At 67.8% G+C, this 25577-nt stretch carries 27 protein-coding genes and 1 tRNA gene; 19 read left to right on the top strand and 9 right to left on the bottom strand.

The window, feature by feature from the left end; translation table 11 throughout:
- The first annotated feature begins 17 nt into the window (after positions 1–17).
- From ACH0AE_RS02700 to ACH0AE_RS02670, 7 genes are all read left to right on the top strand, one after another.
- Entirely contained in the window at positions 18–275 is a 258-nt protein-coding gene (locus ACH0AE_RS02700) for a DUF6356 family protein (protein ID WP_406875422.1), read from the top strand.
- Between the two features lie 61 nt (positions 276–336).
- Complete coding sequence (locus tag ACH0AE_RS02695) at positions 337–1050, top strand: alpha/beta fold hydrolase (protein ID WP_294443163.1); 714 nt, start codon at positions 337–339, stop codon at positions 1048–1050.
- A complete protein-coding gene (locus tag ACH0AE_RS02690; RefSeq protein WP_294443207.1) occupies positions 1050–1805 on the top strand; it encodes a hypothetical protein in 756 nt (251 codons plus the stop codon). Before ACH0AE_RS02695 ends, ACH0AE_RS02690 begins: the two co-directional genes overlap by 1 nt.
- Before the next feature lie 7 nt (positions 1806–1812).
- A complete protein-coding gene (locus ACH0AE_RS02685) occupies positions 1813–2271 on the top strand; it encodes a VOC family protein (protein WP_406875421.1) in 459 nt (152 codons plus the stop codon).
- A gap of 13 nt (positions 2272–2284) precedes the next feature.
- Complete coding sequence (gene gloB / locus ACH0AE_RS02680) at positions 2285–3022, top strand: hydroxyacylglutathione hydrolase (protein WP_294445221.1); 738 nt, start codon at positions 2285–2287, stop codon at positions 3020–3022.
- Between the two features lie 36 nt (positions 3023–3058).
- Entirely contained in the window at positions 3059–3475 is a 417-nt protein-coding gene (locus ACH0AE_RS02675) for a hypothetical protein (protein ID WP_406875420.1), read from the top strand.
- Positions 3476–3556: 81 nt separating this feature from the next.
- The gene (locus ACH0AE_RS02670) at positions 3557–4876 is read left to right on the top strand and encodes a cystathionine gamma-synthase family protein (RefSeq protein WP_406875419.1); all 1320 of its coding nucleotides are present in this window, start codon (positions 3557–3559) and stop codon (positions 4874–4876) included.
- 69 nt (positions 4877–4945) lie between these two features.
- On the opposite strand, the gene ACH0AE_RS02665 is transcribed toward ACH0AE_RS02670, so the two are convergent.
- Positions 4946–5614: a TetR/AcrR family transcriptional regulator gene (locus ACH0AE_RS02665; protein ID WP_294444959.1), complete on the bottom strand. Its 669-nt coding sequence runs from the start codon at positions 5612–5614 to the stop codon at positions 4946–4948.
- Between the two features lie 166 nt (positions 5615–5780).
- Here ACH0AE_RS02665 and ACH0AE_RS02660 point away from each other — a divergent pair, with 166 nt between their 5' ends.
- Positions 5781–6995, top strand: coding sequence for an LLM class flavin-dependent oxidoreductase (locus ACH0AE_RS02660; protein ID WP_294444958.1), 1215 nt, complete (start codon positions 5781–5783; stop codon positions 6993–6995).
- Positions 6992–7846: an SDR family oxidoreductase gene (locus ACH0AE_RS02655; RefSeq protein WP_294444957.1), complete on the top strand. Its 855-nt coding sequence runs from the start codon at positions 6992–6994 to the stop codon at positions 7844–7846. Before ACH0AE_RS02660 ends, ACH0AE_RS02655 begins: the two co-directional genes overlap by 4 nt.
- 39 nt (positions 7847–7885) lie before the next feature.
- Here ACH0AE_RS02655 and ACH0AE_RS02650 read toward each other — a convergent pair whose 3' ends face one another.
- Entirely contained in the window at positions 7886–9406 is a 1521-nt protein-coding gene (locus ACH0AE_RS02650; RefSeq protein ID WP_294444956.1) for an NAD(P)/FAD-dependent oxidoreductase, read from the bottom strand.
- Between the two features lie 163 nt (positions 9407–9569).
- Here ACH0AE_RS02650 and ACH0AE_RS02645 point away from each other — a divergent pair, with 163 nt between their 5' ends.
- Together ACH0AE_RS02645 and ACH0AE_RS02640 are read left to right on the top strand one after the other, a co-directional pair.
- Entirely contained in the window at positions 9570–10652 is a 1083-nt protein-coding gene (locus ACH0AE_RS02645) for a zinc-binding dehydrogenase (protein ID WP_294444955.1), read from the top strand.
- Between the two features lie 47 nt (positions 10653–10699).
- On the top strand, positions 10700–11716 hold the full coding sequence (locus ACH0AE_RS02640; RefSeq protein ID WP_294444954.1) for an ATP-dependent DNA ligase: 1017 nt from the start codon (positions 10700–10702) through the stop codon (positions 11714–11716).
- On the opposite strand, the gene ACH0AE_RS02635 is transcribed toward ACH0AE_RS02640, so the two are convergent.
- The 3 genes from ACH0AE_RS02635 to ACH0AE_RS02625 form a co-directional block, all read right to left on the bottom strand.
- The gene (locus ACH0AE_RS02635; RefSeq protein ID WP_294444961.1) at positions 11717–13882 is read right to left on the bottom strand and encodes a penicillin acylase family protein; all 2166 of its coding nucleotides are present in this window, start codon (positions 13880–13882) and stop codon (positions 11717–11719) included.
- A gap of 130 nt (positions 13883–14012) precedes the next feature.
- Positions 14013–14174, bottom strand: coding sequence for a hypothetical protein (locus ACH0AE_RS02630; protein WP_294444953.1), 162 nt, complete (start codon positions 14172–14174; stop codon positions 14013–14015).
- Positions 14175–14354: 180 nt separating this feature from the next.
- Positions 14355–14441 (bottom strand) — tRNA-Leu (locus ACH0AE_RS02625).
- A 122-nt stretch (positions 14442–14563) separates the two neighbouring features.
- On the opposite strand from ACH0AE_RS02625, the gene ACH0AE_RS02620 reads away from it, so the two are divergent.
- Positions 14564–15910, top strand: a complete 1347-nt coding sequence (locus ACH0AE_RS02620) for an MATE family efflux transporter (protein ID WP_294444976.1) — start codon at positions 14564–14566, stop codon at positions 15908–15910.
- Here ACH0AE_RS02620 and ACH0AE_RS02615 read toward each other — a convergent pair.
- Positions 15882–16694: an MJ0042-type zinc finger domain-containing protein gene (locus tag ACH0AE_RS02615; protein ID WP_294444978.1), complete on the bottom strand. Its 813-nt coding sequence runs from the start codon at positions 16692–16694 to the stop codon at positions 15882–15884. The two genes, ACH0AE_RS02620 and ACH0AE_RS02615, sit on opposite strands and share 29 nt — an antisense overlap.
- Before the next feature lie 152 nt (positions 16695–16846).
- Between ACH0AE_RS02615 and ftsE the strand changes: the two genes are divergently transcribed.
- Genes ftsE through ACH0AE_RS02595 form a run of 4 tightly spaced genes read left to right on the top strand, consistent with a single transcriptional unit; the run spans position 16847 to position 19692 of the window.
- A complete protein-coding gene (gene ftsE, locus ACH0AE_RS02610) occupies positions 16847–17551 on the top strand; it encodes a cell division ATP-binding protein FtsE (RefSeq protein ID WP_294444980.1) in 705 nt (234 codons plus the stop codon).
- Positions 17505–18443, top strand: a complete 939-nt coding sequence (locus tag ACH0AE_RS02605) for an ABC transporter permease (RefSeq protein WP_294444982.1) — start codon at positions 17505–17507, stop codon at positions 18441–18443. The genes ftsE and ACH0AE_RS02605 overlap by 47 nt, the downstream gene beginning before the upstream one ends.
- Positions 18440–18976, top strand: coding sequence for a YdcF family protein (locus ACH0AE_RS02600; RefSeq protein ID WP_294444983.1), 537 nt, complete (start codon positions 18440–18442; stop codon positions 18974–18976). Before ACH0AE_RS02605 ends, ACH0AE_RS02600 begins: the two co-directional genes overlap by 4 nt.
- Entirely contained in the window at positions 18973–19692 is a 720-nt protein-coding gene (locus ACH0AE_RS02595; RefSeq protein ID WP_294444984.1) for a 1-acyl-sn-glycerol-3-phosphate acyltransferase, read from the top strand. Before ACH0AE_RS02600 ends, ACH0AE_RS02595 begins: the two co-directional genes overlap by 4 nt.
- Positions 19693–19698: 6 nt before the next feature.
- Here ACH0AE_RS02595 and ACH0AE_RS02590 read toward each other — a convergent pair whose 3' ends face one another.
- Positions 19699–20607 carry a prephenate/arogenate dehydrogenase family protein gene (locus ACH0AE_RS02590; RefSeq protein WP_294444985.1) on the bottom strand — a complete coding sequence of 303 codons (909 nt, stop codon included), beginning with the start codon at positions 20605–20607 and terminating at the stop codon, positions 19699–19701.
- Between the two features lie 29 nt (positions 20608–20636).
- On the bottom strand, positions 20637–21734 hold the full coding sequence (gene hisC, locus ACH0AE_RS02585; protein WP_294444986.1) for a histidinol-phosphate transaminase: 1098 nt from the start codon (positions 21732–21734) through the stop codon (positions 20637–20639).
- A gap of 133 nt (positions 21735–21867) precedes the next feature.
- Between hisC and ACH0AE_RS02580 the strand changes: the two genes are divergently transcribed.
- The 3 genes from ACH0AE_RS02580 to ACH0AE_RS02570 are packed head-to-tail and all read left to right on the top strand — an operon-like array spanning position 21868 to position 23996.
- Positions 21868–22986, top strand: a complete 1119-nt coding sequence (locus tag ACH0AE_RS02580; protein WP_294444988.1) for a homoserine O-acetyltransferase — start codon at positions 21868–21870, stop codon at positions 22984–22986.
- The gene (gene metW / locus ACH0AE_RS02575; protein WP_406875418.1) at positions 22983–23582 is read left to right on the top strand and encodes a methionine biosynthesis protein MetW; all 600 of its coding nucleotides are present in this window, start codon (positions 22983–22985) and stop codon (positions 23580–23582) included. The genes ACH0AE_RS02580 and metW overlap by 4 nt, the downstream gene beginning before the upstream one ends.
- A gap of 21 nt (positions 23583–23603) precedes the next feature.
- Positions 23604–23996 (top strand): response regulator, encoded by a 393-nt coding sequence (locus ACH0AE_RS02570; RefSeq protein WP_294442932.1) that lies wholly within the window; start codon positions 23604–23606, stop codon positions 23994–23996.
- Here the strand turns inward: ACH0AE_RS02570 and ACH0AE_RS02565 are convergent.
- Positions 23971–25464, bottom strand: coding sequence for a sensor histidine kinase (locus tag ACH0AE_RS02565; RefSeq protein ID WP_294442988.1), 1494 nt, complete (start codon positions 25462–25464; stop codon positions 23971–23973). The two genes, ACH0AE_RS02570 and ACH0AE_RS02565, sit on opposite strands and share 26 nt — an antisense overlap.
- Positions 25465–25577 lie beyond the last annotated feature (113 nt).

The raw sequence follows: 25577 nt of genomic DNA, 5'->3' as shown, positions 1-25577 counted from the left end.
ATCCTAACGGAGCCTTGATGATGATCCGCCGCCTGTTCCTCGATCACCCCGCATCCGTCGGTGAGAGCTATGCCGAGCACTTCGGTGTCGCGACCCGTTTCGGCGCGCTGATGGTGGCGGGCGGGATCGGGGCGCTGATTCACGGCGTGCTGCCGTTCGCGTTCAAGACCACCGGGAGCCGCACGATCGCCAAGCTGCACGCCGAAATGGTCGCCAAGCGGACCGCAAAGCGTGACGCGGAGACCCAGCTTCGCACCGTCGAATATGTGATCTGAGCGGCGGCGGGGGGCGCTTCGCGCCTTTCGCCCGGGGCGTTCCGCCCCTACATCGCGGCCCATGACCTTGCAGCGCCCGCGTCTTGCCTATCACCTGACCGAGGGCGCCGGCCCGACGATCGTGTTCCTTCCCGGCTATGCCTCCGACATGACCGGCGCCAAGGCGCTGGCGCTGGAGGAATGGGCGAAATCGGCCGGCCGCGCCTTCCTGCGTTTCGATTATGCCGGGTGCGGCGCAAGCGAGGGATCGTTCGAGGAGCAATCGCTGACCGACTGGCGCGATGACGCGCTGGCGATGATCGACCAGGCCGTCGAAGGCCCGGTGGTGCTGGTCGGATCGTCGATGGGCGGGTGGATCATGCTGCTGGCGGCGCTGGCGCGGCCGGAGCGGGTGGCCGCGCTGGTCGGCATCGCGGCGGCGCCCGACTTCACCGACTGGGGCTTCAGCCAGGAAGAGAAGCTCTACATCCTGCAGCACGGGCGGCTGGAGCGGCCCAACCCTTATGGCCCGGCGCCGACCGTCTATACCCGCCGCTTCTGGCAGGCGGGCGAGGCCAGCCGGCTAATGCACAAGCCGGTGGAGATCGACTGCCCGGTGCGGCTGATCCACGGCCAGCGTGACCCTGACGTGCCCTGGGCGCAATCGGTGCGGCTGGCGGAGCTGATCCGGTCCGAGGATGTGCAGGTGACTTTGGTGAAGGGCGGGGATCATCGCCTGTCGCAAGAGGCGGACATTGCGCTGCTGATCCGCACCGTCGAGGACGTGCTGCCGTGATGCTGCTTTTGATCGCAGGCGCGCTACAGGCCGCGGCACCCGCCGAACCGCCGACCATGCCGCCGACGGTAGCGGCATTGCCGGCGGGCGACAGCTGTGCCGCGCTGATCCGCGAGGACCCGGTCGCGGCCGAGCGGCGGGCAAGCGTCGATCGCAGCGTGGAGGGGCGGGCGTGCCTTGGCCTCGCGCTGACGGCGCAGAACCGCTTTGCCGCGGCGGCGGCGGCATTCGAGGAAGCGGCGCGCACCGCGGAGCTGGCGCGGACCGGCGAGGCGGCGCGCTTCTGGGCGCAGGCCGGCAATGCCTGGCTCGCCGGCGAGGACCCGGTGAAGGCACGCGCGGCGCTGGATGCGGCGCTGGCGGCGGGCACGCTGAGCGGCCTGGAGCGCGGCGAGGCGATGCTGGACCGGGCCCGCGCGCTGGTGGCGACGGGGGATTTGAAGGCGGCGCGCGTCGACCTCGACGGGGCGGTAGTGGATGCGGCGGACGATCCGCTCGCCTGGCTCCTGTCGGCGACGCTGGCGCGGCGCACCGGCGATCTGACGCGCGCCAAGGCCGATATCGCGCAGGCGCTGCGCCGCTCCGCCGACGATGCGCAGGTGCAGCTGGAGGCCGGCAATATCGCCGCGCTCGATGGCGACGAGGCCGGCGCCAAGGCCGCCTGGACCGCCGCGATGCGGATCGCGCCGGATCGGCCGGCGGGCCAGGCCGCGGCGCGCGCGCTGACGCAATTCAATGCCGACGGGCAGAAGTAACGGAGGAATGATGCGGTATCTGCACACCATGATCCGGGTGAGTGACCCGGACGAGACGATCAAATTCTTCGAGGTGCTTGGCCTGAAGGAAGTGCGCCGGATGGAGAATGAGGCGGGGCGCTTCACGCTGATCTTCCTCGCCACGCCCGACGACATGCGCGGGCCGGGCGAGCGCGCGCATGCCGAGGTGGAGCTGACCTACAACTGGCCGCCCGAGGACGGCAGCGCGCCGGAGGAATATACCGGCGGGCGCAACTTCGGGCATCTCGCCTATGATTGCGACGATATCTACGCGACGTGCCAGGCGGTGCTCGACGCCGGTTACACCGTCCACCGCCCTCCGAGGGACGGGTACATGGCGTTCGTGAAGACGCCGGACGGCATCTCGATCGAGCTGCTGCAGCTCAACGGACCGAAGCCGCCGCAGGAGCCCTGGGCGTCGATGCCGAACACCGGGACCTGGTAAGAAGGAGAAGACCATGACCTCGCCGCTGGAGATCGTGCGCGTGCCGGTGCTGAGCGACAATTACAGCTGGCTGGCGCATGATCCCGCCAGCGGCGAGACGATGGTGATCGATCCCGGCGAGGCGCAGCCGTTGCTGGATGCGGCGGCGGCGCGCGGCTGGCGGATCACGCAGGTGTGGAACACTCACTGGCACCCCGATCATGTCGGCGGCAATGGCGCGATTGTCGCCGCGACCGGCGCGACGGTGATCGGCCCGGAGGCGGAGCGCGGCAAGATCGGCGGGCTGGATGTCGGCGTTGGCGAGGGCGATACCGTGCCGCTCGGCACTCACGAGGCGCGGGTGATGAGCGTGCCGGGGCACACCCAGGGGCACATCGCCTTTCACTTCGCCGAGGATCGCGCGATCTTCACCGGCGACACCTTGTTCGCGATGGGCTGCGGCCGGCTGTTCGAAGGCACGCCGGACGACATGTTCGGGAACATGCAGCGCTACGCCACGCTGTCGCCGGAGACGCGCGTTTATTGCGGGCATGAATATACCCAGTCGAACGGCCGCTACGCCTTGGTCGCGGAGCCGGACAACGCGGCGATCCGGGAGCGGATGGCGCGGGTGGACGCGATGCGCGCGGCGGGCGAGCCGACCATCCCGACGACGATCGGCGAGGAACTGGCGACCAATCCGTTTTTGCGGGCGAGCGACGCGGCGGAGCTGGGCAAGCGACGCGCCGAGAAGGATAGTTTTCGCGGCTAGGTGCGTTGTGCGCGTGAAACGAATGGAGTGACGAGGATGCGCAAGGCCCTGATCTCATTCGCCTTGTCGGCCGCTGCCGGCGCCGCGGCCATCACCGCCGCGAGTGCTGCGGACAAGCCGCGCAACTCGCAGCAGCGGCTGGAGGAGCGGCTGCAGAAGGAACTGGCGCAGCTGAAGCCGCAGGCGCCGGTGGAATGTATCGACACGCGTTTCCGCAACATCAGCCTGACGGCGATCGGTAACAAGCTGATCTACCGTGAGAGCCGCAACAAGATCTACGTCAGCGACACGACCGGCGGGTGCGAGAATGTCGCGCGCGGTGACGTGCTGGTGACGCGCCAGTTCGGCACCCGGCTGTGCCGCGGCGATATCGCCACCACGATGGACCGCGTCGGCCGCTTCTATACCGGCAGCTGCGCCATCGGGACCTTCACGCCGTACACGAAGGGCTGATGGTCGCAGCATCAGGCATCGCTTGCGGGCCGAGCGCGTTACGTTAGTAACGAGCGATACGATCCTGAGTGGAGCAGCAGCATGACCAAAGAGACGGAAGCCGACCTGACCGGCGTCGCCCCGCGCGTATCGCCCAAACCGGCGGTTGACGAGATCGGCGGGCGCAAGCTGAAGCCGGCGACGCTGATGATGGGCCATGGCTATGACCCGGCGCTGTCCGAGGGATCGCTGAAGCCGCCGATCTTCCTCACCTCCACCTTCGTCTTCCCCAATGCCGCTGCCGGCAAGCGCCATTTCGAAGGCGTGACGGGCAAGCGCCCCGGCGGGGCAGAGGGCCTCGTCTATTCGCGCTTCAACGGGCCGAACCAGGAGATCCTGGAAGACCGCCTGAGCGTGTGGGAAGATGCCGAGGATGCGCTGACCTTCTCCAGCGGCATGTCGGCCATCGCCACGCTGTTCCTGTCGATGACCAAGCCCGGCGACACGATCGTCCATTCCGGGCCACTGTATGCGGCGACCGAGACGCTGATCGCGCGCATCCTGGGCAAGTTCGGGGTGAAGTGGCTCGACTTCCCGGCCGGTGCGACGCGCGAGGAAATCGATGCCGTGCTGACCGAGGCGGCGACCGGCAACGTCGCGCTGATCTATCTCGAAAGCCCGGCCAACCCGACCAATGCGCTGGTCGACGTGGAGGCCGTCGCGGCGAGCCGTGACGCGATCTTCACGGGTGAGAACAAGCCGCCGATCGCGATCGACAACACGTTCCTTGGGCCGCTGTGGGCCAAGCCGCTCAAGCAGGGCGCGGACATCGTTGTCTATTCGCTGACCAAATATGCCGGCGGCCATTCGGACCTGGTGGCCGGCGGCGTGCTGGGATCGAAGGAGCACATCAACACCATCCGGCTGATGCGCAACACGATCGGCACGATCTGCGACCCGAACACGTCGTGGATGCTGCTGCGCAGCCTTGAGACGCTGGAACTGCGCATGAGCCGCGCGGGTGAGAATGCCGCCAAGGTGTGCGAATTCCTGGCTGCGCATCCCAAGGTGGAAAAGGTCGGCTACCTCGGCTTCCTGGAGCGGGGCGAGGACAAGCGCCAAGCCGACATCTATCGTCGCCATTGCAGCGGCGCGGGGTCGACCTTCTCGCTGTACCTGAAGGGCGGGGAGACGGAGGCGTTCGCGTTCCTCGACGCGCTGAAGATCGCCAAGCTGGCGGTGAGCCTGGGTGGCACCGAGACGCTGGCAAGCCACCCGGCGGGGATGACTCACCTGTCGGTCGCCGATGAGCGCAAGGCGGCGCTGGGCATCACCGACAATCTGGTGCGTATCTCGATCGGCGTCGAGGATGCCGACGACCTGATCGCCGATTTCGAGCAGGCACTGGCCGCGATTGCGTAGCCGCGCGGAACTGATGAGTTGAGAGGGGCGGCGCGCCGGGGACGATCGAATGTCCCGGCGCGCCAGTCCTCAGGCGGCGGCGGGCTTGGCGCGCTGCCGCAGCAGATCGCGCTGGTACCCGAGCAGGCGCGCTTCGATCTGTGAAGCATGCGTGCTGGTCGCCGCGCCACGCAACGCCAGGGCATAGCCATAGCCGACATGCGCCTCGAGATCGCGCACGTCGATCGCGCCGAGCACCCAGGCCAGCATCGCGGAAACGAACACCGAGTCTAGCGCGACCAGAAGCGGATCGAGCGCGATATCGGCGAGCAACGTGCCGTCCGCCCGCGCTTCCCCAAGCAACGCTTCCCAGAAACTGTAGCGTTGCGATGATTGCAGTTCGCCGCGCAGCTCCTTGCTGTCGAAGCGGAGCGCCTCCGTCCACAAGGTGCGATAGAAATCGGGATCGTCGGCCAAATAGGCGAGGGTGATCGACACCGCCTCGAAGATACGGTCAATCGCGCTGGCACGTTCGAGCTGGGAGAAACGCTCGTGAAACTCCCGCACGTCTTCGAGCAGCGCGATGACGATGGCGCGCTTCGATCCGAACAGATTGTACGGCGTCGTCAGCGATACACCGGCGCGCGCCGCGATCGCCCGCATCGACAGGCCCGCGTCCCCGGTTTCCTTGATGAGATCACGCGCCGCAGCGACGATGCGTCGACGGCGCTCCGCCTTCGCGTCTTCGCGCCGGCTCAACTTGCGTTCCTCTTCACCTGATCTTTCCTACGAGCGGGCGGCCATTGCCGCAATCACCCGCGGGAGGCGACAGCGGCGATATTCATAACGTGTTCGCAAAATCCGCATTGCTCTCGATCAGGGGGCAGGCGTAGCATCGCGGCAAACAGAAATGAGGAGAGACTCAGTGCCCGCGAAGATCAGGTTCGGTGCGTTCATCGCCCCGTTTCACCCGCTCAATGAGAACCCGACGCTGGCGCTGGAGCGCGATCTCGATCTCGTCGTCCACATGGACAAGCTGGGCTATGATGAGGCCTGGATCGGCGAGCATCATTCTGCCGGTTACGAACTGATTGCCAGCCCGGAGCTGTTCATCGCGACGGTCGCGGAGCGCACGCGCAACATCCGGCTTGGCACCGGCGTCTCATCGCTTCCCTATCACCATCCGCTGATGCTGGCGGACCGGATCAACCAGCTGGATCACATCACGCGCGGGCGCGTGATGTTCGGGGTCGGCCCCGGGGCGCTGCCGTCCGACGCGTTCATGATGGGCATTCCGGTCGCCAAGCAGCGGGACCGGATGGACGAGGCGCTGGATGTGCTGGTGCCGCTGCTGCGCGGCGAACAGGTGACGAAGAAGACCGACTGGTTCGAGCTGAACGAGGCGCGGCTGCAGATGCTGCCGTACAGCCATCCGTCGGTCGAGATCAGCGTGGCGAGCCAGGTATCGCCGTCGGGTGCGACGGCGGCGGGGCGGCATGGGCTTGGCCTGCTCTCGATCGGGGCGACGCAGACGGGCGGGTTCAATGCGCTCGCCTCCAACTGGGCGATCGCGGAGAACCAGGCGGCCGACAGCGGCACGCGGGTGGATCGCAACCAGTGGCGGCTGGTCGGCCCGATGCACGTGGCCGCGACGCGGGAGGAAGCGCGGGCGCAGGTGCGCTTCGGGTTGGAGAAGTGGCTGTATTATTTCCGCGAGGTGGCGGCACTGCCGCTGGCGCCGACCGATGGCAGCGATCCGGTGGATGCGCTGGTCAATTCCGGCATGGCGGTGATCGGCACGCCCGAGGATGCGGTGAAGCAGATCGAGCGGCTGCGCGAGCAATCGGGCGGGTTCGGCGCGTTCCTGATGATGGATCACAACTGGGCGGAATGGGACGACAAGAAGAAGTCCTATGAGCTGATCGCGCGCTACGTGATTCCCGAGGTGAACGGCGTGAATGCGAACCGCCATGCGTCGATCGAATGGGCCGCGGCGAACAGGCCGCGCTTCATCGGCGAGGCGCAGGCAGCGGTCGGCGCGCGGCTGGCCGAACACATCCAGAAGAAGGGGACGGAGAATATCCGGCCGGAGATCCTGGCGGCCATGGGCCTCGGCAAGAAGCCGGAGGCGGCGGAATGAGCGGCGAGGCCGGGACGGCCGGGGGCCGCAAGTCGATCTTCATCACCGGCGCGGCATCGGGCATGGGGCTCGCCACCGCGCGGCGCTTTGCGGGCGAGGGCTGGTTCGTCGGCGGCTATGACGTGAACCAGGTGGGGCTGGAGCGGCTGCGCGACGAACTGGGCGCGGAGAACTGCATCGTCCGCCGGCTCGATGTGACCGACCGCGAGGATTATCGCGCCGCAATCGAGGAATTCGCCGCAGCGACCGACGGGCGGATGGACGTGCTGTACAACAATGCCGGCATCGGTCGTGGCGGGCCCTTCGCGGACCAGCCGTGGGAGGACGTGCTGGCGGTGGTGCAGGTGAATTTCGTCGGCGTGCTGACCGGCATCCACCTCGCCATCCCGCTGCTGAAGGCGACGCCGGGGTCGCTCTGCTTCACCACCTCATCCTCGTCGGCCACCTACGGCATGCCGATGATCGCGGTCTATTCGGCGACCAAGCACGCGGTGAAGGGGCTGACCGAGGCGCTGGCGATCGAGCTAAAGCCTTATGGCATTCGCGTTGCCGACGTGCTGCCGGCGCTGATCGACACGCCCATCCTGCCGGAAGGGGCAGCGGCGGCGGCGCCCAAGACCGGGGTGTTCCGGGCGATCCCGCCGAGCGACGTCGCCGATACGGTGTGGGAGGCGTATCATTCGGACAAGCTGCACTGGTACGTGCCGCCCGAGCTCGTCGCGCTGGATCATATGGCGACGCTGGAGCCGGAGCGGACGCGTGACGAGATGGCGGCGGGCACGCTGTTCGCGACGATCGATGCGAGGAATGCGGCGGCGACGGTGCTGCCGGTGGCGGCGACGGCGGGCTGAGGGTGCGGGGGCGGGTTGTCCCGCTCCCCTGCGGCCCGATCAGGCGGCGAGCATGTCTGCCTGCGGATCAAGCCCGAGCGTCGCCATCAGCTGCGGTCGATCGGGGCCGGGCTTGGGCGCATAGGCCGCCTCGTTCAGGCGCCGGCCGCGCGCCCAATAGCCGAGCACCTTGCTGAGGTTCTGCGGCCGCTTCAGCCATGCCTCGGGATGTTCGAGCATGTGGAAGCCGCGCATCATCGCCCGCATCAGCCGGATATCGGAGCGGGCGGCGATGGTAATCCCATCCTCGACGAAGCTCTTGGCGACGCGCGCCTTGAGACGCGGTCGATGGGCCGGGCTGAGCGTGGCGCGGGCGCGGCGGATCGCCGAGCGATCCTGCTTCAGCATGAGATCGTAATAGGGCTTCACCTCGCGCGTGATGCCCTCGTCATAGGCGAGGATACGGGCGGCGGAATCCTTGCTGCCGTCAAGCGCACCGCGCAGCACGCCTGCGCTGACCGCCGCGAGCGAACAGCCGCGGCCGTAGAGCGGATTGGTGCGCACCAGCGCGTCGCCGATCGCGAAATAGCCGAGCACCGCCGGGCGACTGCCGGTGACGAGGCTGCGCCAGCGGCTGTGCAGATCGCCCATGCCGATCACCTTGCCGACCGGGCTCGACCTGGCGGGATCCACCCAGGGTGCCATGCCGGGCATCTGTTCGCAGATGCGCTGGAACATGTCGCCATCCATCACCGCGCGGCGCAGGCCGTTCTCGATCTCGGGCACGCATAACGTGATCGAGAAGCGCTGATTGTCTGCCGGGAAGACGCCGAACTTGAGATAGCCAAGATCGCCCGAGGCAGCGATTTCGCCGCGCGGCGGCTCCTCCTGCCCGTCGTGGAGGCGATAGTGGCGGGTGAAGTAGAGGACGCCAGCGGTTTCCGACGTTTCGGCGATCGGCGCGCCGGCCTTGATCAGCTGCTCGATCAAGTTCGCGGCCTTGCCGCCGGCGTCGACCACCATGTCGGCGGTGATCTCCTCCCGCCCGTCCGTGGTGTCTGCGAGGACCCCGGTGACGACGAAGGTGCCGCTCGCGTCCTTGTGGCTGAGCAGCTCGCGCACCTTGACGCCGCTGCGGATCGCGACACCGGGCAGGCGCTCGACGTAGCGGCGGATCACGAGTTCCAGCGTCGTGCGGCGGCTGGTGAGGATCGTCAGGTCCTCGTCGCCGGGCACCGGCACGTAGCGCGCGCGCAGCTTGGGCGGGAGCATATCGACGAAAGCGATGTCGCGGCAGCCGGCGGCGTAGAGATCGGCGAGCAGTTCAGGATGCTCGTCACGGATGATGTTGCGTAGGCGCGCGAGGAAGGCGTGGCTCTGGCGCAGCTGGCTGACGCCGCGGCGCTGCCATTGATCGAACGCGGCATCCGGGCCGCCGGGGGGCGGTGCCTCATCACGTTCGAGCAGCGTGACGCGCCGGCTGCCGCCGCCCAGCCGCAGCGCCGTACACAGGCCGGCAATGCCCGCGCCCACGACGATCACGTCTTCCTGTGGCGCGGCGTGGGTGGTGGTGGCGACCATGAACATCCTCCGGATCTCGTCGCGCCGGCATTTACCTGAGACCAACGGCACTCGCAAGAAATACAAACGCGTTATGGTTTTCGCTATTGCCTCGTGCGGCGGCGCGGGCCACGATGCGGCAAGAGCCGGTGGTGAACGCCGGCCGGTGGGGAGGATGGCGGCGATGCGCGCAGTGGTGAGACGCAACAAGAAGCTGGTGCTGGACGAGATCGCCGAGCCGACGCCGGGCGCGGGCGAGGTGCTGGTGAAGACGCTGGCCTGCGGCATCTGCGGATCCGATCTTCACGCCGTCCACTCGTTCGAGAACATGCTGGAGCTTGGCGCGCGCACCGGCGAGAAGCCGAAGACGGATCCGGCGCGTGACATGGTGTTCGGCCATGAATTCTCCGCCGAAATCCTGGACCATGGCCCAGGTTCGGCGAAGGCGCTGAAGGCCGGCACGCGCGTCGTCTCCATGCCGATCGCGATGAAGGCCGATGGCTATGAGGCGATCGGTTATTCGAACACGTACCCGGGCGGATATAGCGAGCGGATGGTGCTGAGCGAGGCCTTGCTGCTGCCGGTGCCGAACGGCCTCAGTGACGTGCAGGCGGCGATGACCGAGCCGTTCGCGGTGGGCGAACATGCCGTCGCGATGTCGGCCGCCGGAGCGGACACGGTGAACCTCGTCATCGGCTGCGGGCCGGTTGGCCTGGCCGTGATCGCGGCGCTGAAATCGCGCGGGCTGGGCCCCGTCCTCGCGTCCGACTTCTCGCCGGCGCGCCGTGCGGTGGCGGAGAAGATGGGGGCGGACATCATCGTCGACCCGGCCAGGGAATCGCCGCACACGCGCTGGAGCGATCTTGGCGTGCCGCGCACGTCGAGCGAGCGGATGGCGGCGATGATGACTGGGCAGAGCGGCAAGCGCGCGATCGTCTTCGAATGCGTCGGCGTGCCGGGCGTCATCAACAATATCGTCGAATCGGTACCGGTCGGCACGCAGGTGATCGTCGTCGGCGTGTGCATGGAAACCGACAAGATCGAGCCGTTCCTGTGCATCAGCAAGCAGATCGATTTCCGTTTCGTGCTTGGTTACAGCGCGGAGGAATTCGCCGCGACGCTGGGCAATATCGCGGAAGGCACGATCGACGTACTGCCGGCGGTGACGGACGAAGTGGGGCTGGACGGAGTGGCCGCCGCCTTCGCCGCGCTCGCGGACCCGGAGCAGCAGTGCAAGGTGGTCGTGCGGCCCGACAAGGTGAGCTGACGCAAACGAGGTGGATCAGAGCCGAGGGGGCGGGCGTTCCTCGGTGCATGACGGCGCCGATCCTCAGCCCGATGGAAGCCAAGCTGGTCGCCGACCTGCCGGAGGAGGCGGGCTGGCAGTTCGAACCCAAGTGGGACGGCTTTCGCGCCTTGGGGTTTCGCGACGGCAAGCATGTCGAGATCCTGTCCAAATCCGGCAAGTCGCTGGCGCGCTATTTCCCCGAAATCGTCGCGATGATCGCGGCGGTGAAGCGCGAGCGCTTCACGCTGGACGGCGAGCTGATCCTGCCGATCGGCGGGATCCTGTCCTTCGATGCGTTGCAGGCGCGGCTGCATCCGGCGGCGAGCCGGATCGAGAAACTATCCCGTGAGACGCCGGCGCAGCTGATGCTGTTCGACTGCCTGATGCTGGATGGCGTGGATCTGGCGGGCGAGCCGCTGGCCAAGCGACGGCTGGCGCTGGAGCGCTTCCATGCCAGGCACGGCAGCGCCGCACTGCTGCTGTCGGATCGAACCGAGAAGATCGATACGGCGCAAGCATGGCTGGCGCGGAGCGGCGGGGCGCTTGATGGCGTGGTGGCGAAACGGATCGACGAACCCTATCGGCCCGGCGAGCGCGCGATGCTGAAGGTGAAACAGCATCGTTCGGCCGATTGCGTCGTGGGCGGCTTTCGCCGCGCCAAGGACGGGGCAGGCGTCGCATCGTTGCTGCTTGGGCTCTACGATGACGCCGGGCTGCTGAACCATGTCGGCTTCACCTCCGGCATCGCGGCGGAGGAGCGGCTGGCGCTCGCCGAGCGGCTGGAGCCGCTGATCGAGGCGCCCGGCTTCACTGGCAAGGCGCCCGGCGGGCCAAGCCGCTGGAACGACGGCAAGGAAAGTGCGTGGGAGCCGCTGCGCCCCGAGCTGGTGGTCGAGGTGCTGTACGATCAGGTGACGGGCAAGCGGTTCCGCCATGGTACGCGGCTGCTGCGCTGGCGACCGGACAAGGCGCCGGCGCAATGCCGGATGGAGCAGTTGGTCCATGAGTTGCGCCCGGCGGAGCTGGCCACGATCACGCGCTGATCAGCGCGCGTGGGTGACCTCGCCGGGACGATAGCGGCGCTCGACATGGCCGGCGAGCTCGTCGGGATAGAAATAGACCGGGCGCAGGTTGCCTTGCGCATAACGCTGGATCTGATCGGCGAAGTGCGGCGAGGCGGGGTCACCGCTCTGGCCACCCGCCATCACCGCCTTGGCCCTCACTCGCGGGCCGAATTCGACCACCGCGACGAAGCTGTTCCCGCTGGTGCCATAATAGCGCTTCGTACCCGCCCACGCCTTGGCGCCGAACGAGGCGAGGCCGCCCCATTGCGCCGAGGTGAAGGGCACCGGCACCGACGGCCTCGAATCATCAAAGTGCGGCTTCAGGGAATTATCCAGCCGCTGGAAGCGGTTGATCGCGCCCCAAGGCGTTCGCCAGCTGCCGAAATCGCGGTTGAGGCGATCGATCGCTGCCGACAGCGCAGCGATGCGCTGCTCCGCGGGCACATGGGCGGCGATGTAATCGGGCACGTTCATCCGTGCTGCCTGCGCGGCGGCGCCGACTTCGCCCCACAGATGATCGCCCCAGAAGACCGCAAGGCTGGTCGCGACCGAATCATAGCCCCAGCGGTGATCCCAGCGTTCGATAAGGTGGATCGGCTCGGCCAGCGCGGCGCGGCGCGGATCGCCGGCAGGCAGCGCGCGCCACGCGGCGACGAGATCCGGCATCAGCCGCGCGAAGGCGGGGAGATAAGGATCATAGGCCGCGGCTTGCAGGCGATCGAGCGTCCAGCCGCGCTTCCCGGTAAGCAGCAGATCGGCGTGTACGCCGCGGGCGTTGGAGCCGGTCTGATCCATGTAACGCGGATAATCCTTTGCCTTCGGGCTGTCCGGCCCGGCGGCGCTCCACGGCCAGTCATTGGTGTTGTGGACCCAGCCGACGCGCGGATTGGCGACATTGGGCAGGCTGGCGAGGGTGTGCAGCCCCTTCCAGTCGGTCGCCGGATCGCTGCCGTCGACGGCACGGGTATAATCGAAGCGGTCGTCGCGCAGCGGCATGAACTGCGGCATCAGGAACGCGATCGCGCCCTTGCTGTCGGCAAAGAGCGTGGCGTTCGACGAATTTGCCTTGCGCTCGGCGATCTTCATGTAGCCGACAAGGTCAGTCGCCTTGGTGCGCAAGTAGCTTTGCTCGAGCGCCGAGATCGGGCGCCACATCAGCGCGGTCGCGATCCAGCGGCCGTCACGCGACGCAACGATCGGGCCGTGATGGGTGCGCCAGGTTGTGAAGCGCTGCTCGGCGAGGCGGCCATTACTCTGGCGGACGCGTAGCGTGACGATCTTCTCGGTGACCGGGCGAAGCTCCGTCCCGTAGCGATAGGCAAAGCCTTTGCCGCGCGGCACGATCCGCTCGGCGAAGTCATCGACATTGTCGACGGTGGCGGAGGTGTGCATCCAGCCGGCCTTGGCGTTGAAGCCCTGGTAGATGAAGAACTGGCCCCACGTGCTGGCGCCATAAGCGTCGAGGCCCTCGTCGCTTGTCACCTGCGCTTCGGAGCGAAAGTAGAAGCTGGTGTGCGGGTTGATGAGCAGCAGCGCGCGGCCATTGCTGGTGAGGCTGCGCGCGATGGCGATCCCGTTCGATCCGGACGGCTCGCGCGGCGTGGCACCGGTCTCCTGCGACGTCGGCGGAGTGGGGCGGCCGTAAAAGGTCTTGAGCTCGCTGAGTGAAATGCGCTCGATGTCGCCGCCGATGCTGCCTTCGGTGAAGCTGAGCGCCATCCACGGTTCGAAGCGGGTGAGGACGCGCGGCTTCACTTGCGGGTGTGTCGCGAGATAGAAGTTCAGTCCGTCGGCCCAGGCGTCCATCAGCGCACGTAGCCAGGCCGGGCTGCCGGCATATTGCCGCTTGAGCTCTGCCGGATCGACGAACAGGCGCTGGCGAAGATCGGCCCAGACGGCTTCTTCCCCATCAGCCTCCGCCGTGCGGCCGAGCGCAGTGAGGTAATTGGCCTCGATCCGGGCGAAATCATCTTCGGCCTGGGCATACATCATGCCGAACACCGCATTGGCATCAGTGCGGGCGCGGATGTGCGGGATACCCCAGTCGTCGCGTGTGATGGTGACGTCGGCAGCCCGCGTTTCCCAGCGTGCGCGCTCCCGATCGGGCGCGGCTGCTGTCGTGGCGGCGAACGCCAGCAGGATCATCGGCGTGCGGACGCGGCGCGGGAAGAAGTGCATGGTTGCCCCGTAGAACGACGGGCCGCGTATGGCCATGTAGTGACTGCATGGCCGGCGCGACGCGGGGCCGCTTGCCGCGTAATGTCGTATGGCGGCCTCAGTTCCTGTTCTCGCCGGTCGCCACCCGCGATGGCTGGCGATCCGACGTCTGCTTGCCGCTGAGATTGATGCCGACGAACGATACCAGCCAGATCAGTGCGGCCAGTACAAGGACGATGACCGCGACACTCGCCAGACGAGAGTTCGAGGGCCTATCCACGCCGCCGCAAACGCGCAGGAGCGGCTTTCGCACCGCACGCTGTGCCTAATCCATGTCAGGCGCCAAATCGAGCGCGCGGGCGGCGGCCAGCGAGAATCAGCGGCGAAGGATGATGGGTGTTTCAGCTTCACTGGCGGCTACCGGATCCTGATGATCCGGATAGCCTGCCAGTGAGTGAAATGGTGCGGTCGAGAAGACTCGAACTTCCACGGCCTTTCGGCCACAACGACCTCAACGTTGCGCGTCTACCAGTTCCGCCACGACCGCACGTGATGTCCACCGGGCTGGCCCGGCGGCTGGCAGGAGCGGGCCACTAGCAAGGGTTTTGCGGGCTGGCAATGCCCGCGTCGCACCGCTAGCGCGAAAAGATGCGAGGGGGCAGCGGCAGCATGGCGCGGGGCGGCGAACTGGGGCGGATCCTGGCGCTTGCCTGGCCGGTGATGCTGACCAGCCTCAACTGGACGGTGCTTCACGTGACCGACGTGGTCGTCGTCGGGCTCGTCAGCGTGCACGAGGTGGCCGCGCTGTCCGCCAGCCGGGCGATCACCTTCGTCGGGATCGTCGCGTCCTTGTCCTGGCTGTCGGGGGTGCTGGTCTTCGCCTCGCGGGCAGATGGCGCGGGCGATCTGCGGCGGACCGGGGCGGTGCTGCGCGAAGGGTTAGTGTTCGCTGTATCGCTGGGCGCGGTGATGGCGGCGATCCTCTTCTTCGGCGCCGAATCCCTGCTGCGCATGGTGGGCGTGGCCGAACCGCTGGTGGTGCCCGGCGCTGCCGTGGTGCGGGCGATTGCGCTCAGTTATCCCTTTCAGCTGGCGCTGGTGGCAGCGAGCTTCTTCCTCGAGGGGATCAGCCGGCCAAGAATGGTGGCGGCGGTGAACCTCTCAGTGATGCCGATCAACGCCTTGCTGGCCTGGGTGCTGGCGACGGGGCAGGCGGGCCTGCCGGCGCTGGGCGCCGTCGGCGCCGGGATCGCGACGACGCTGGCGTCCCTGGTGGGCGGGGTCGCAATGGTGGCTGCGGCGCTGGCGACCCCGCAAGCGCGCGAGCGCGGGTTGCGCGACTGGGGTATCGCCGCGTGGCGCGGCACGCTGCGCGGTGCAGGGCGGATCGCCTGGTTCGGCATCGTGCCGGCAATTGCCGCCGGGCTGGAACTGGCGGGATTCTCCATCCTGATCGCGCTGTCGACCCAACTTGGCGAAGCCGCAGCGCATGCCTTCCAGATCGTCTTTTCGATCCACAATGTGACCTTCTCGATCGCGATCGGCTTTGCCTCGGCGGCTGGCGTCAGGACTGGGAATGCGGTGGGCGAGGGGGTGCCGCAGGAGGCGGGGCGCCGGGTGGCGATCGCGGCCGGCGCGACGGCGGCGGCGCTGGGGCTGGTGGCGATGACGCTGATCCTGCTGCGCGCGCAGGTGGTGGCCCTGTTCCCGGCGGAGGCGGCGGTGGCCGTGTTGGCGGCGACGATGTTGTTGCCGTGGCTACCCTTCGTCGTGTTCGACGGGCTGCAGGTGGTGTTCGTCTATGCGCTACGTTCGCTGGGTGATCAGGTGGCGGCGGGCGTGAACGGGATCATCGCCTTCTTCATCGTCACCGGCGGCGCAGGCTGGTGGTTCGTCACGCGCGGCGATGGGCCGATGGCGCTCGTATGGGCGTCGGCGCTGGGTATGGTTGCGGCCGCGGCGCTGAACGGCGGCCGCTTCGCGCTGGTCAGCCGCCGTCTTCGCCGACGAAGCTGAGCTCGAGCCGCTTGGAGGTGGCGGGTACGTCGAGCTTTGCCGAGTTGAAGTCGATCGCGCTCTTGGGCGAGAGGCTGCGCTGCTGCGGGATGATCGTCCAGCTGTAGACGATCCGGCCCTGCGCATCGCGCAGATCGGCGCGGATGTCCGGCACGCGCTGCCGCTCGTTCGAGGGGTTCAGCACCTTGCCGCTGACCGCGAACAATTCGCTGCCATTGTTGATCTCGCGCCGCTCGATCGGATTGTCGATCAGGCGAAGCGGCGATTCTTCCGGGCCGAAGGAGAAGCCGAGCTGAGTCGCCAGGCCGGGTGCGCTGGTCCACAGGATTGCGGCGACGGCGACGAGCATCAGCAGCGCCGCGGCGACGGCGGCGATCGTCCAGCGGCGCGCGGGGTTGATGCGCGGGCGGGTGGAGGGGCGATTGCCGAGTGGGTCGAGATCAGTGCCGGGAGCCGTCGGCGTGGCGGCGGCCGGTGGGGTGACCGGCGGCAGCGGCGGCGTTGGCGTGGCTGCTGTTGCGGGGCCGGGGCCGGGTGCAGGCCGAGCTACGGGGGCTGCAGGTGCCGCAGCGGCGGGCGGCGGCGCAGGGGTGGATGAGGCCTCGGCCTCGGCGGGAGCAGGTTCGGCGGGCGGTGTCGCGGCGAGGGCCTCGACGGCGCGGGCGTCGGGCTCCTGATGCCAGCTGTGGCGACAGTTGGCGCAGCGCACGGTCCGACCCTCCGTCCCGATTGAGCTGTCGGGCACCAGATAGCGGGTGCGGCATTCGGGACATTCGAGGATCATGAAGCGACGCTGCCGGAAACTGGATCAGGGGCTGGTAACATCGCGAATCTAAACACGGCCCGTGCGTTGCATGCAAGCGGAGGTTGATGCAGCGGCACCGCTCGTGCGATGGCTGCGACGGGGCATGGGTGCGTAGGGATGACGGCGCCGCAATGGCGAACATCGTGCAGTTCGAGAATGTGGGGCTGCGGTACGGCGACGGGCCCGAGACGCTGTCCGACATCAGCTTCTCGCTGGCGGCCGGTTCCTTCTACTTCCTGACGGGAGCGAGCGGGGCGGGAAAGACGTCGCTGCTGCGGCTGCTCTACCTCGCGCAGCGGCCGACGCGGGGCGTGATCAAGCTGTTCGGCGAGGACGCGGTGATGATGCCGCGCGGGCGCCTGCCGGGCTTCCGACGGCGTATCGGCGTGGTGTTTCAGGATTTCCGGCTGGTGCCGCACCTGTCCGCGGCAGACAATATTGCCCTGCCGCTGCGGATTGCCGGGATGCCCGAGGCAGAGGTGGCGGGGCCGGTGGGCGAGATGCTGGCCTGGGTGGGCCTGGCGGATCGCGCCGACGCGCGGCCGGCGACCCTGTCGGGCGGCGAGCAGCAGCGCGTGGCGATCGCCCGCGCGGTAATCGCACGGCCCGAGATGCTGGTGGCGGACGAGCCGACGGGCAACGTCGACCCGGAAATGGCCGAGCGTCTGCTGCTGCTGTTCGATTCGCTCAATCGCCTGGGCACGACCGTGGTGGTGGCGACCCACGACCTGCACCTCATGCAGCGCATTCCAAGCGCGCAGATGATGCGCCTGTCCAAGGGGCAGCTGCATGATCCCGCGGGCACGCTGCGGCACCCGCCGGCGCGGCCGTCCTGATGGGGCAGGGGCGATGAAGGGCGAGCGGACGCGGCGCGTCCTCGATGATGCACATGGCGTGCGGGCAATGATCTGGATCATCGCCATCATGCTGTTCCTGACCATCCTGGGCGGCGCGCTGGGAATCGCGATGCGCAACGCGGCGGACGGACTGGAAACAGAACTGACCGGGCGGGCGACGGTGCAAATCGCCGCTGGCGATCCGGCGCAGCGTGAAGCGCAGGCCGCGCGGGTGCTTTCCGAGGTGCGCAAGCTGCGGGAGGTGCGGGCGGCGGCGCCTGTGGACCGGGCGCAGCTCGCCACCCTGCTGGAGCCGTGGCTTGGCGACGACGCAGGCGATCCGGAACTGCCGGTGCCGGCGATGATCGACCTTGAGCTGGCCAGCGACGACGCCACCACGGTGAGCCGCGTGCGCGAGGCCGTGCGGCGCGTGGCGCCGGAGGCGCGGGTCGACGCGCATGAGGCGTGGATGGCGCCGGTGGCGGATTTCCTCGACCTCGTCGTGCTGATCGCGGCGGTTCTCGTGCTGCTAATGGCGGCGGCAACCGCGGCGGTCGTGGTGCTGGCGGCGCGGGCCGGGCTCGACGCGCATCGCCAGACGATCGACGTGATGCACATGCTGGGATCGACCGACGTGCAGATCGCGCGGCTGTTCCAGCGGCGGATCGCGCGGGATGCGGCGATCGGCGCCACCATCGGCGGCCTCGCCGCGGTGGCGCTGGTGGCGCTGGTGGGCAGCCGGGCGGCGGCGCTGGGATCGGGATTGCTTGGCGGCGCGGTGCTGGGCCCGGCGGGCTGGATCGCGTTGCTGATGCTGCCGGTGTTCTTCGTCCTCCTGGCGGCGCTGGCCGCGCGGCTTGCGGTCGTGAGTGCCCTGAGGAACGTGCTGTGATCTCTCGGTTATTTGCGTTGGTGGCGATCGCCTGGGGCTTGGGCTTCGCGATCTTCATGCTGGCGCTTGCCCAGCCGGCGGATGACCTACTAGTCACCGACGCGATCGTCGTACCGACGGGCGGCGCGGGGCGGATCCCTCGCGGTCTGGCACTGATCGAGGCAGAGCGCGCGAAGCGGATGCTTGTGAGCGGGGTGGCGACGGGGCTGCGCAAGGTGGACCTGATCGCCGCCAACGGCCACGCGCAGGCGATCATCTGCTGCGTCGATCTTGGGAGCGAAGCGGTCGATACCCGGTCAAATGCCGAGGAAACGGCGCGCTGGGTGCGCGAGCATGGCTATCGCTCGGTGCGGCTGGTGACGTCCGACTGGCATATGGCGCGTGCGCGGATGGAACTGGGCGCGGCGCTGGACCCCAACGTGCGGATCGTGCGTGACGGCGTGCCGACCGAGCAGCGGCTGGGCCCGCTGGTAAACGAATATAACAAGCTGATCCTGCGGCGGGTTGCGTTGTGGGCGGGACTGGACGGATGAACGACTGGCTGCGCACGATCCTCTATCGGCTGGTGTTCTACGCCGGATCGACCGCGATCGTGATCGCCGTGCTGTTCGTCGCGCCGTTCGGCGAACGGGCGGTGATCGTGCATGCGCATCGCTGGGCCGCGTTCAACCGCTGGTGCGCGCGCATGATCCTGGGTGTGACGACACGCGTGGAGGGCACCATCCCCGAGGGCCAGTTCCTCTACGCCGCCAAGCACCAGGCGATGTATGAAACGACCGAGCTTCAGCTGATCCTGAATGGGCCGGCAATGGTGCTGAAGCGCGAATTGACCCGCATTCCGGTGTGGGGCTGGGCAACGCGGCTGTACGGCGCGATCGCTGTGGACCGGGAAGCGTCCGCCAAGGCACTGCGCCAATTGATGAGCGAGGGTGCGGCCGTCCGCGCGCGTGGCCGCTCGGTGATCGTTTATCCGGAAGGGACGCGCGTGCCGCCGGGCGAGACGCCGCCGCTGCGGTCCGGCTTCGCAGGGCTTTACAAGGCGCTTGGCCTGCCGGTGGTGCCGATCGCGCTCGACAGTGGCCGCCTGCTGCCGAAGAAGGGCGCAAAGCATCCCGGCATCGTGACGGTGCGGATCGGCGAGGTGATCCCGCCGGGGCTGCCGCGCAAGGAAGCCGAGCAGCGCGTGTGGGCGGCGATCAACGCGCTGGAACTGGAGGCGAAGGCGCCGGAAGGCAGCCCGCCGGCCTGACCAGAATCAGCCGTGCTTGCGGCCGAAGTCCGCCGCGGCGTCGTCCTGCCCCTGATCGACGATCGAGCGGCGGATCGTGCGAGTGCGGGAGAAGAGATCGAACAACGTGTCGCCATCGTCCCAGCGGATCGCGCGCTGGAGGTGCGACAGATCCTCGCTGAACCGCTGCAGCATCTCGAGCACGGCTTCCTTGTTGGCGAGGAAGACGTCGCGCCACATCGTCGGATCCGACGCGGCGATGCGGGTGAAATCGCGAAAGCCGCCGGCGGAGAATTTGATCACTTCCGATTGGGTGACCTCGGCGAGATCGTTGGCGGTGCCGACGATCGTATACGCGATGAGGTGCGGCAGGTGGCTGGTGACGGCGAGCACGCGATCGTGATGATCGGGCGCCATCGTCTCCACCATGCTGCCAAGGCGGCGCCAGAATTCGGCGACTCTCTCGGTCGCGGTGGGATCGCCGTCAGGCAGCGGGGTGACGATGCACCAGCGGCCCTGGAAGAGGGTCGCGAAGCCGGCCTCGGGCCCGCTCTGCTCCGTGCCCGCGACGGGATGCGCGGGAACGATGGTGGCGCCAGGTAGCGCGGCGGTGAGCGCGCGGACTACCTCTGCCTTGCAACTGCCGACATCGCTGACGATCGCATCGGCTGGAAGACCGGCGGCCATTTCGGCCGCGGCCGTGCCCATGGCGCCGACCGGCACGCAAAGGATCACCAGATCGGCGTCCTGAACCGCAGCACCGATCGTGTCGGTCACATCGTCGACGATCCCCAGCCCGTCGGCACGCTGCCGCACGTCCGGATCGGCATCATGGCCAATGAGCCGGACGGTCGGCATGTTCGCCCGCACCGCGCGAGCGATTGAGGAGCCGATCAGGCCGAGGCCGACGATCGTGACGCGGGCGAAGGGCAGCATCTAGCGGAGGTCCATCCTAAGCGCGCTCGTCACGCCGCGGCCGTCATCTTGCGAAGCGCGGCAATGACGCCCCTGGTCTCGTCTTCGGTGCCGATCGTGATCCGCAGGCCGTGCGGCAAACCCTGTCCGGGCAGCCACCGGACGATGTAGCCGGCGTCCATGAGGCCCTTGTACGCGGCTTCCGCCGTCAGCGCGCCTTCGAATACGACGAGGACGAAGTTCGCCTGGCTGGGGATCGCGCGAAGGCCGGCGTTGCCGAGCTTGGCAATCTCTTCCGCGAACCAGGTGCGCCACTTGGCGTTATGCGCCGCCGTGTGGGCGACGAAATCGGTATCGCCAAGCGCGGCTACGGCGGCGGCGGTGCCGGCGATGGTGATTGAGAAAGGCAGCCGGATGCGGTGCATCGCCTCGGTGATCGGCGCGGCGGCATAGCCCCAGCCGATCCGCTCCGCGGCGAGCCCGTACATCTTTGAGAAGGTGCGCGTGACGAGCACGTTCGAGGCGCGCGCAGCGAGCGCCATGCCGCCATCATCGTCACCACCTTCGATATACTCAGCATAGGCGTGGTCGAGGACGAGCAGGATGTCGTCGCGAAGGCCTGCGTGCAGCCGCTCGATCTCGCCGCGCGGCGCGTACGTGCCCGTGGGATTGTTGGGGTTGGCGACGAACACGATCTTCGTGCGCTCGGTGACGGCGGCGAGGATCGCGTCGACGTCGGTCGCGTAATCCTTGTCCGGGGCGATCACCGGGGTGGCGCCGACGCGGCGGATCGCGATCGGGTACACGGCGAACCCGTAGTTGACGTAGATTGCCTCGTCGCCCGGGCCGGCGAAGGCGCCAGCGGCAAGGTGAAGTACCTCGTCCGAGCCGTTGCCGTAGATGATGCGAGCCGGATCAAGGCCGTGGCGGGCGGCCAGCGCCTCGCGCAACTCATTGGCGCTGGCATCGGGATAGCGTTCCAGGTTGTTGGCCGCCGAAGCAAAGGCTTCGCGCGCCTTGGGGCTGGTGCCGAGCGGATTTTCGTTGGAGGAAAGCTTGGCGACCTTGCGCCCGTCGTCCGTGGTCGAGCGACCGGGAACGTAGGGCGCGATCTCCATGATCCACGGCTTGGGAGTGGGGCCTGTCATGGTGCGGGCGCATAGCGGCGGCGGATCACGCTTGGCAATTGTAGCCTTCATCGCGCGGCGTGGTGCTGATCTGCAACAAATGGCGCGATGCCGCGGGTTTGCTTGGGACGCGCGCGATGCTAGCGCCGCCATCATGTCAGCCGACGACCAGCGTTTCGGTCTCCAGCGCCATGTGATCCTGCCCAGCCCGCTGCCGCTCGACGGCGGGGGGCAGCTGACGCCGGTCGAAATCGCGTACGAAACCTATGGCACGCTGGCGCCGGACGGCAGCAATGCAGTGCTCGTATGCCACGCGCTCACCATGGACCAGCATGTCGCAGGCGCGAATCCGCGTACCGGAAAGGCGGGCTGGTGGACCCAGATGGTCGGTCCTGGTCGCCCGGTGGATACAAACCGGTTCTTCGTGGTGTGCGCGAACGTGCTCGGGAGCTGCATGGGATCGTCGGGCCCCGCGACGGTGAACCCGGCGACCGGGCGGCCGTGGGGCATGACCTTCCCCGTGATCACGATCCGCGACATGGTGCGCGCGCAGGCGATGCTGCTTGACCACCTGGGCGTGGGGCGGCTGAAGGCGGTGATCGGCGGGTCCATGGGAGGGATGCAGGCGCTGAGCTGGCCCGCGACCTTCCCCGACCGGGTGGAGGCGGTGGTGGTGATCGCATCCGCCGCGCGGCATTCGGCGCAGAACATTGCCTTCCACGAAGTCGGACGGCAGGCAGTGATGGCCGATCCCAACTGGCGCGGCGGGGATTATTACGGCCATTCCACGCCGGCGGCCGGGCTGGCGGTGGCGCGAATGGCGGCGCATATCACCTATCTGTCCGAGGCTGGCCTCACCGAGAAGTTCGGGCGCAAGCTGCAGGCGCGTGAGGCCAAGACCTTCGGGTTCGACGCGGATTTCCAGGTGGAGAGCTATCTGCGCCACCAGGGCATCACCTTCGTCGACCGGTTCGACGCCAACTCCTATCTCTATATCACGCGGGCGATGGACTATTTCGATCTGGCGGAGGAACATGGCGGGCTGCTCGCCAATGCCTTCCGTCAGTCGCGCGCGCGGTTCGCCCTGGTGAGTTTCGATACCGACTGGCTGTATCCGACCCGCGAATCGCGCAGCATCGTGCAGGCGCTGAATGCCGCCGGCGCACCCGTCAGCTTCGTCGAGCTGTCCAGCCCCTATGGGCATGACGCGTTCCTGCTCGATTCGCCCGAAATGAACCGGGTGGTCGCGGGTTTCCTGGGGACGGCGGCATGAGCTTGCGCGCGGACCTCGCCATCATCGCCGATCATGTCGCGCCTGGCAGCCGGGTGCTGGACGTCGGCTGCGGCGACGGTGCGCTGATGGCGGCGCTGCGCGACGGCAAGCAAGCTGACGCGCGTGGGCTGGAGCTGGAGCCGCACAATGTCGCAGCGGCGGTAGGGCGCGGGCTTAGCGTGATCCAGGGCGACGCTGATGTCGACCTCGCGGGCTATCCGGATGCGAGCTTCGACTATGCGATCCTGAGCCAGACGCTGCAGACGTGCCGGGCGCCCGACGCGGTGCTCGATCACCTGCTGCGGATCGGGCGGCGGGCGTTCGTGAGCTTTCCCAACTTCGCGCATTGGCGCGTGCGACTGTCACTTCTTTGGGGAGGACGGATGCCGGTGACCCGGCTGCTGCCGGAGCGCTGGTATGACACGCCCAACATCCATCATCTGACGATCGACGATTTTCGCGCCTACCTGAAGGACAGGGGAGTCGTAGTGGAAGGCGCGTGGTTTCTGTCGGGTGACAAAAAAACCACATCGGCGGCGGCAAACTTCCTCGCTGAGCACGCAATCTTCCTCTTGCGGGGAACGAAATCTAGTTAACCGGGTTGCCCCACGACTATTATGAGCAAAACTGCACTCATCATTGAAGACGAGATCTTCGTTGCGCTCGACTTGGAGCGAATTCTTACCGACGCAGGATATCAGGTCGCGGCCATTGCCGCCGATAGCGAGCAGGCACTGGCCGCTGCGCCTGGATGCGCCTTCGCCTTTGTCGACATCAACCTTCGGGACGGTGCGACCGGCCCGCAGATCGCGGAGCGGATCGCGCGCGATTACGGCGTGAAGGTCGTGTTCGTCACGGCCAATCCGTCACAGATCGGCGCCGGGGTCGATGCGCTGGGCTATATTCGCAAGCCGTTCAGCGACAAGGCGATCCTGGCGGCGGCGGCGCTGGCCAGCGGGGAGCAACTCGCCGCCAATGACGACGTCATCCGGCTCGACGCGCTCGGCTGAACGAACCGCGCGGCGCCTGGATCGTCATCTCCAGGCCCTCTTGCTGCCAATTGCGCGTCACCGAGCCGCCAAGCTGACGAACCGCGCTAAGCTCGATCAAGTGGCTGCCGAAGCCTGACGGCTCCGCAGCGCCGGTGAGCGGCGGACCACCACGCTCACGCCACACAATCGTTGCGTTTTCCCCATCGGTTCCGATCTGGATCGTCACGTGACCTTCCGGCGTGGAGAGCGCGCCGTACTTGCTCGCGTTGGTGGCCAGTTCGTGGAACAGGAGAGCGAGCGGCGTGGCGGCGCGATCGTCGATCGCGACGTCCACGCCATCGATCGTCACGCGCTCCCCGGGCGTGTTCTGATAAGGCGCCAGCAATTCGCCCAACAGACCGCGCAGGCTGTCCTGCTGCGCTGACGGGCGCGAATTGGAGCTGTGCGGACGGACGAAATCATGCGCCCGCCCAAGCGCCGCGATCCGCTCGCGCAGATCCGCCGCCAGCGGCGCGATCTCCGGCCGGGTGCGGGCGGCGAGATGGATGAGGCCGCTCATCACCGCGAAGATGTTCTTGATGCGGTGCGACAGCTCCTGGCTGATGACCTCCCGCTCCTCGAGCGCGAGTTTCTGCTCGTGGATGTCGGTGCAGGTGCCGAACCAACGGGTAATCCGCCCGTGCTGGTCACGGATCGGCTGCGCGCGGCCGAGCACCCAGCGATAGGTGCCGTCGAAATGCCGCAGCCGGTATTCGATCTGGTAGGGCGCGCCGGTTTCCAGGCTGTGGCGCCACACCTGCCATGCGCGTTCCTGATCGTCGGGATGGAACATGTTGTTCCAGCCTTCGCCGTCAGTGGTGCCGGAGGGCGCGCCGGTGAACTCGTACCAGCGCGCGTTGTAGTAATCGTGATAGCCGTCCGGCTGCGTCGACCACACCATCTGCGGCATGGTATCCGCGAGGGTGCGGAAGCGGATCTCGCTATCCTGCAGCGCGGCGCGCGTTTCGGCGACGGCTTCGCGTTCCTTGCGCTGTTCGCGTGCGACGCGCCGCGCATCAAGGCGCGACATGACGCTGGTGGCGAGGATTTCGAGCCCGCGGGTCTGGAAGGCGGTGAGGCCATCGCGCGGCGTCACGTCGATGACGCAAATCGCACCCAGCGGTACGCCTTCTCGCGACACCAGCGGCGCGCCGGCATAGAAGCGGATGAACGGCTCCCCGGTGACCAGCGGGTTATCCGCAAAGCGCACGTCGCGCGTCGCGTCCGGCACTTCCATCACATGGTGGCCGTGCATGGCATAGGCGCAGAAGGACTGGGACCGCGGCGTGCCGGAAAGCTCGGTGCCGGTGCGCGAGAGGAAGGTCTGGAACTCCTCCTCGACCAGACTGACCACCGCGACGGGGGCGGCGCACAATTCCGAGGCGAACGATGCCAGATCGTCCAGCACGCCTTCTTCGCGTGCGCCGGCAAGATCGTAGAGCGCCATCACACGGGCGCGATCGACCTCGTCGAGCAGTGATGGATGGGCGTGCGTAACGGCTCCTGGCAACGATGGTCGGTGTCCGGCGCTAACGCCTGAAGGACGCGTCGTCAAAAAGG

Origin of the sequence: Sphingomonas sp. 179-A 2A2 NHS (assembly GCF_045371305.1) — a bacterium.
Lineage (GTDB): Bacteria > Pseudomonadota > Alphaproteobacteria > Sphingomonadales > Sphingomonadaceae > Sphingomonas.
Note: the sequence above shows the minus strand (reverse complement) of the source record. Positions and strands in the feature narration are given on the sequence as shown.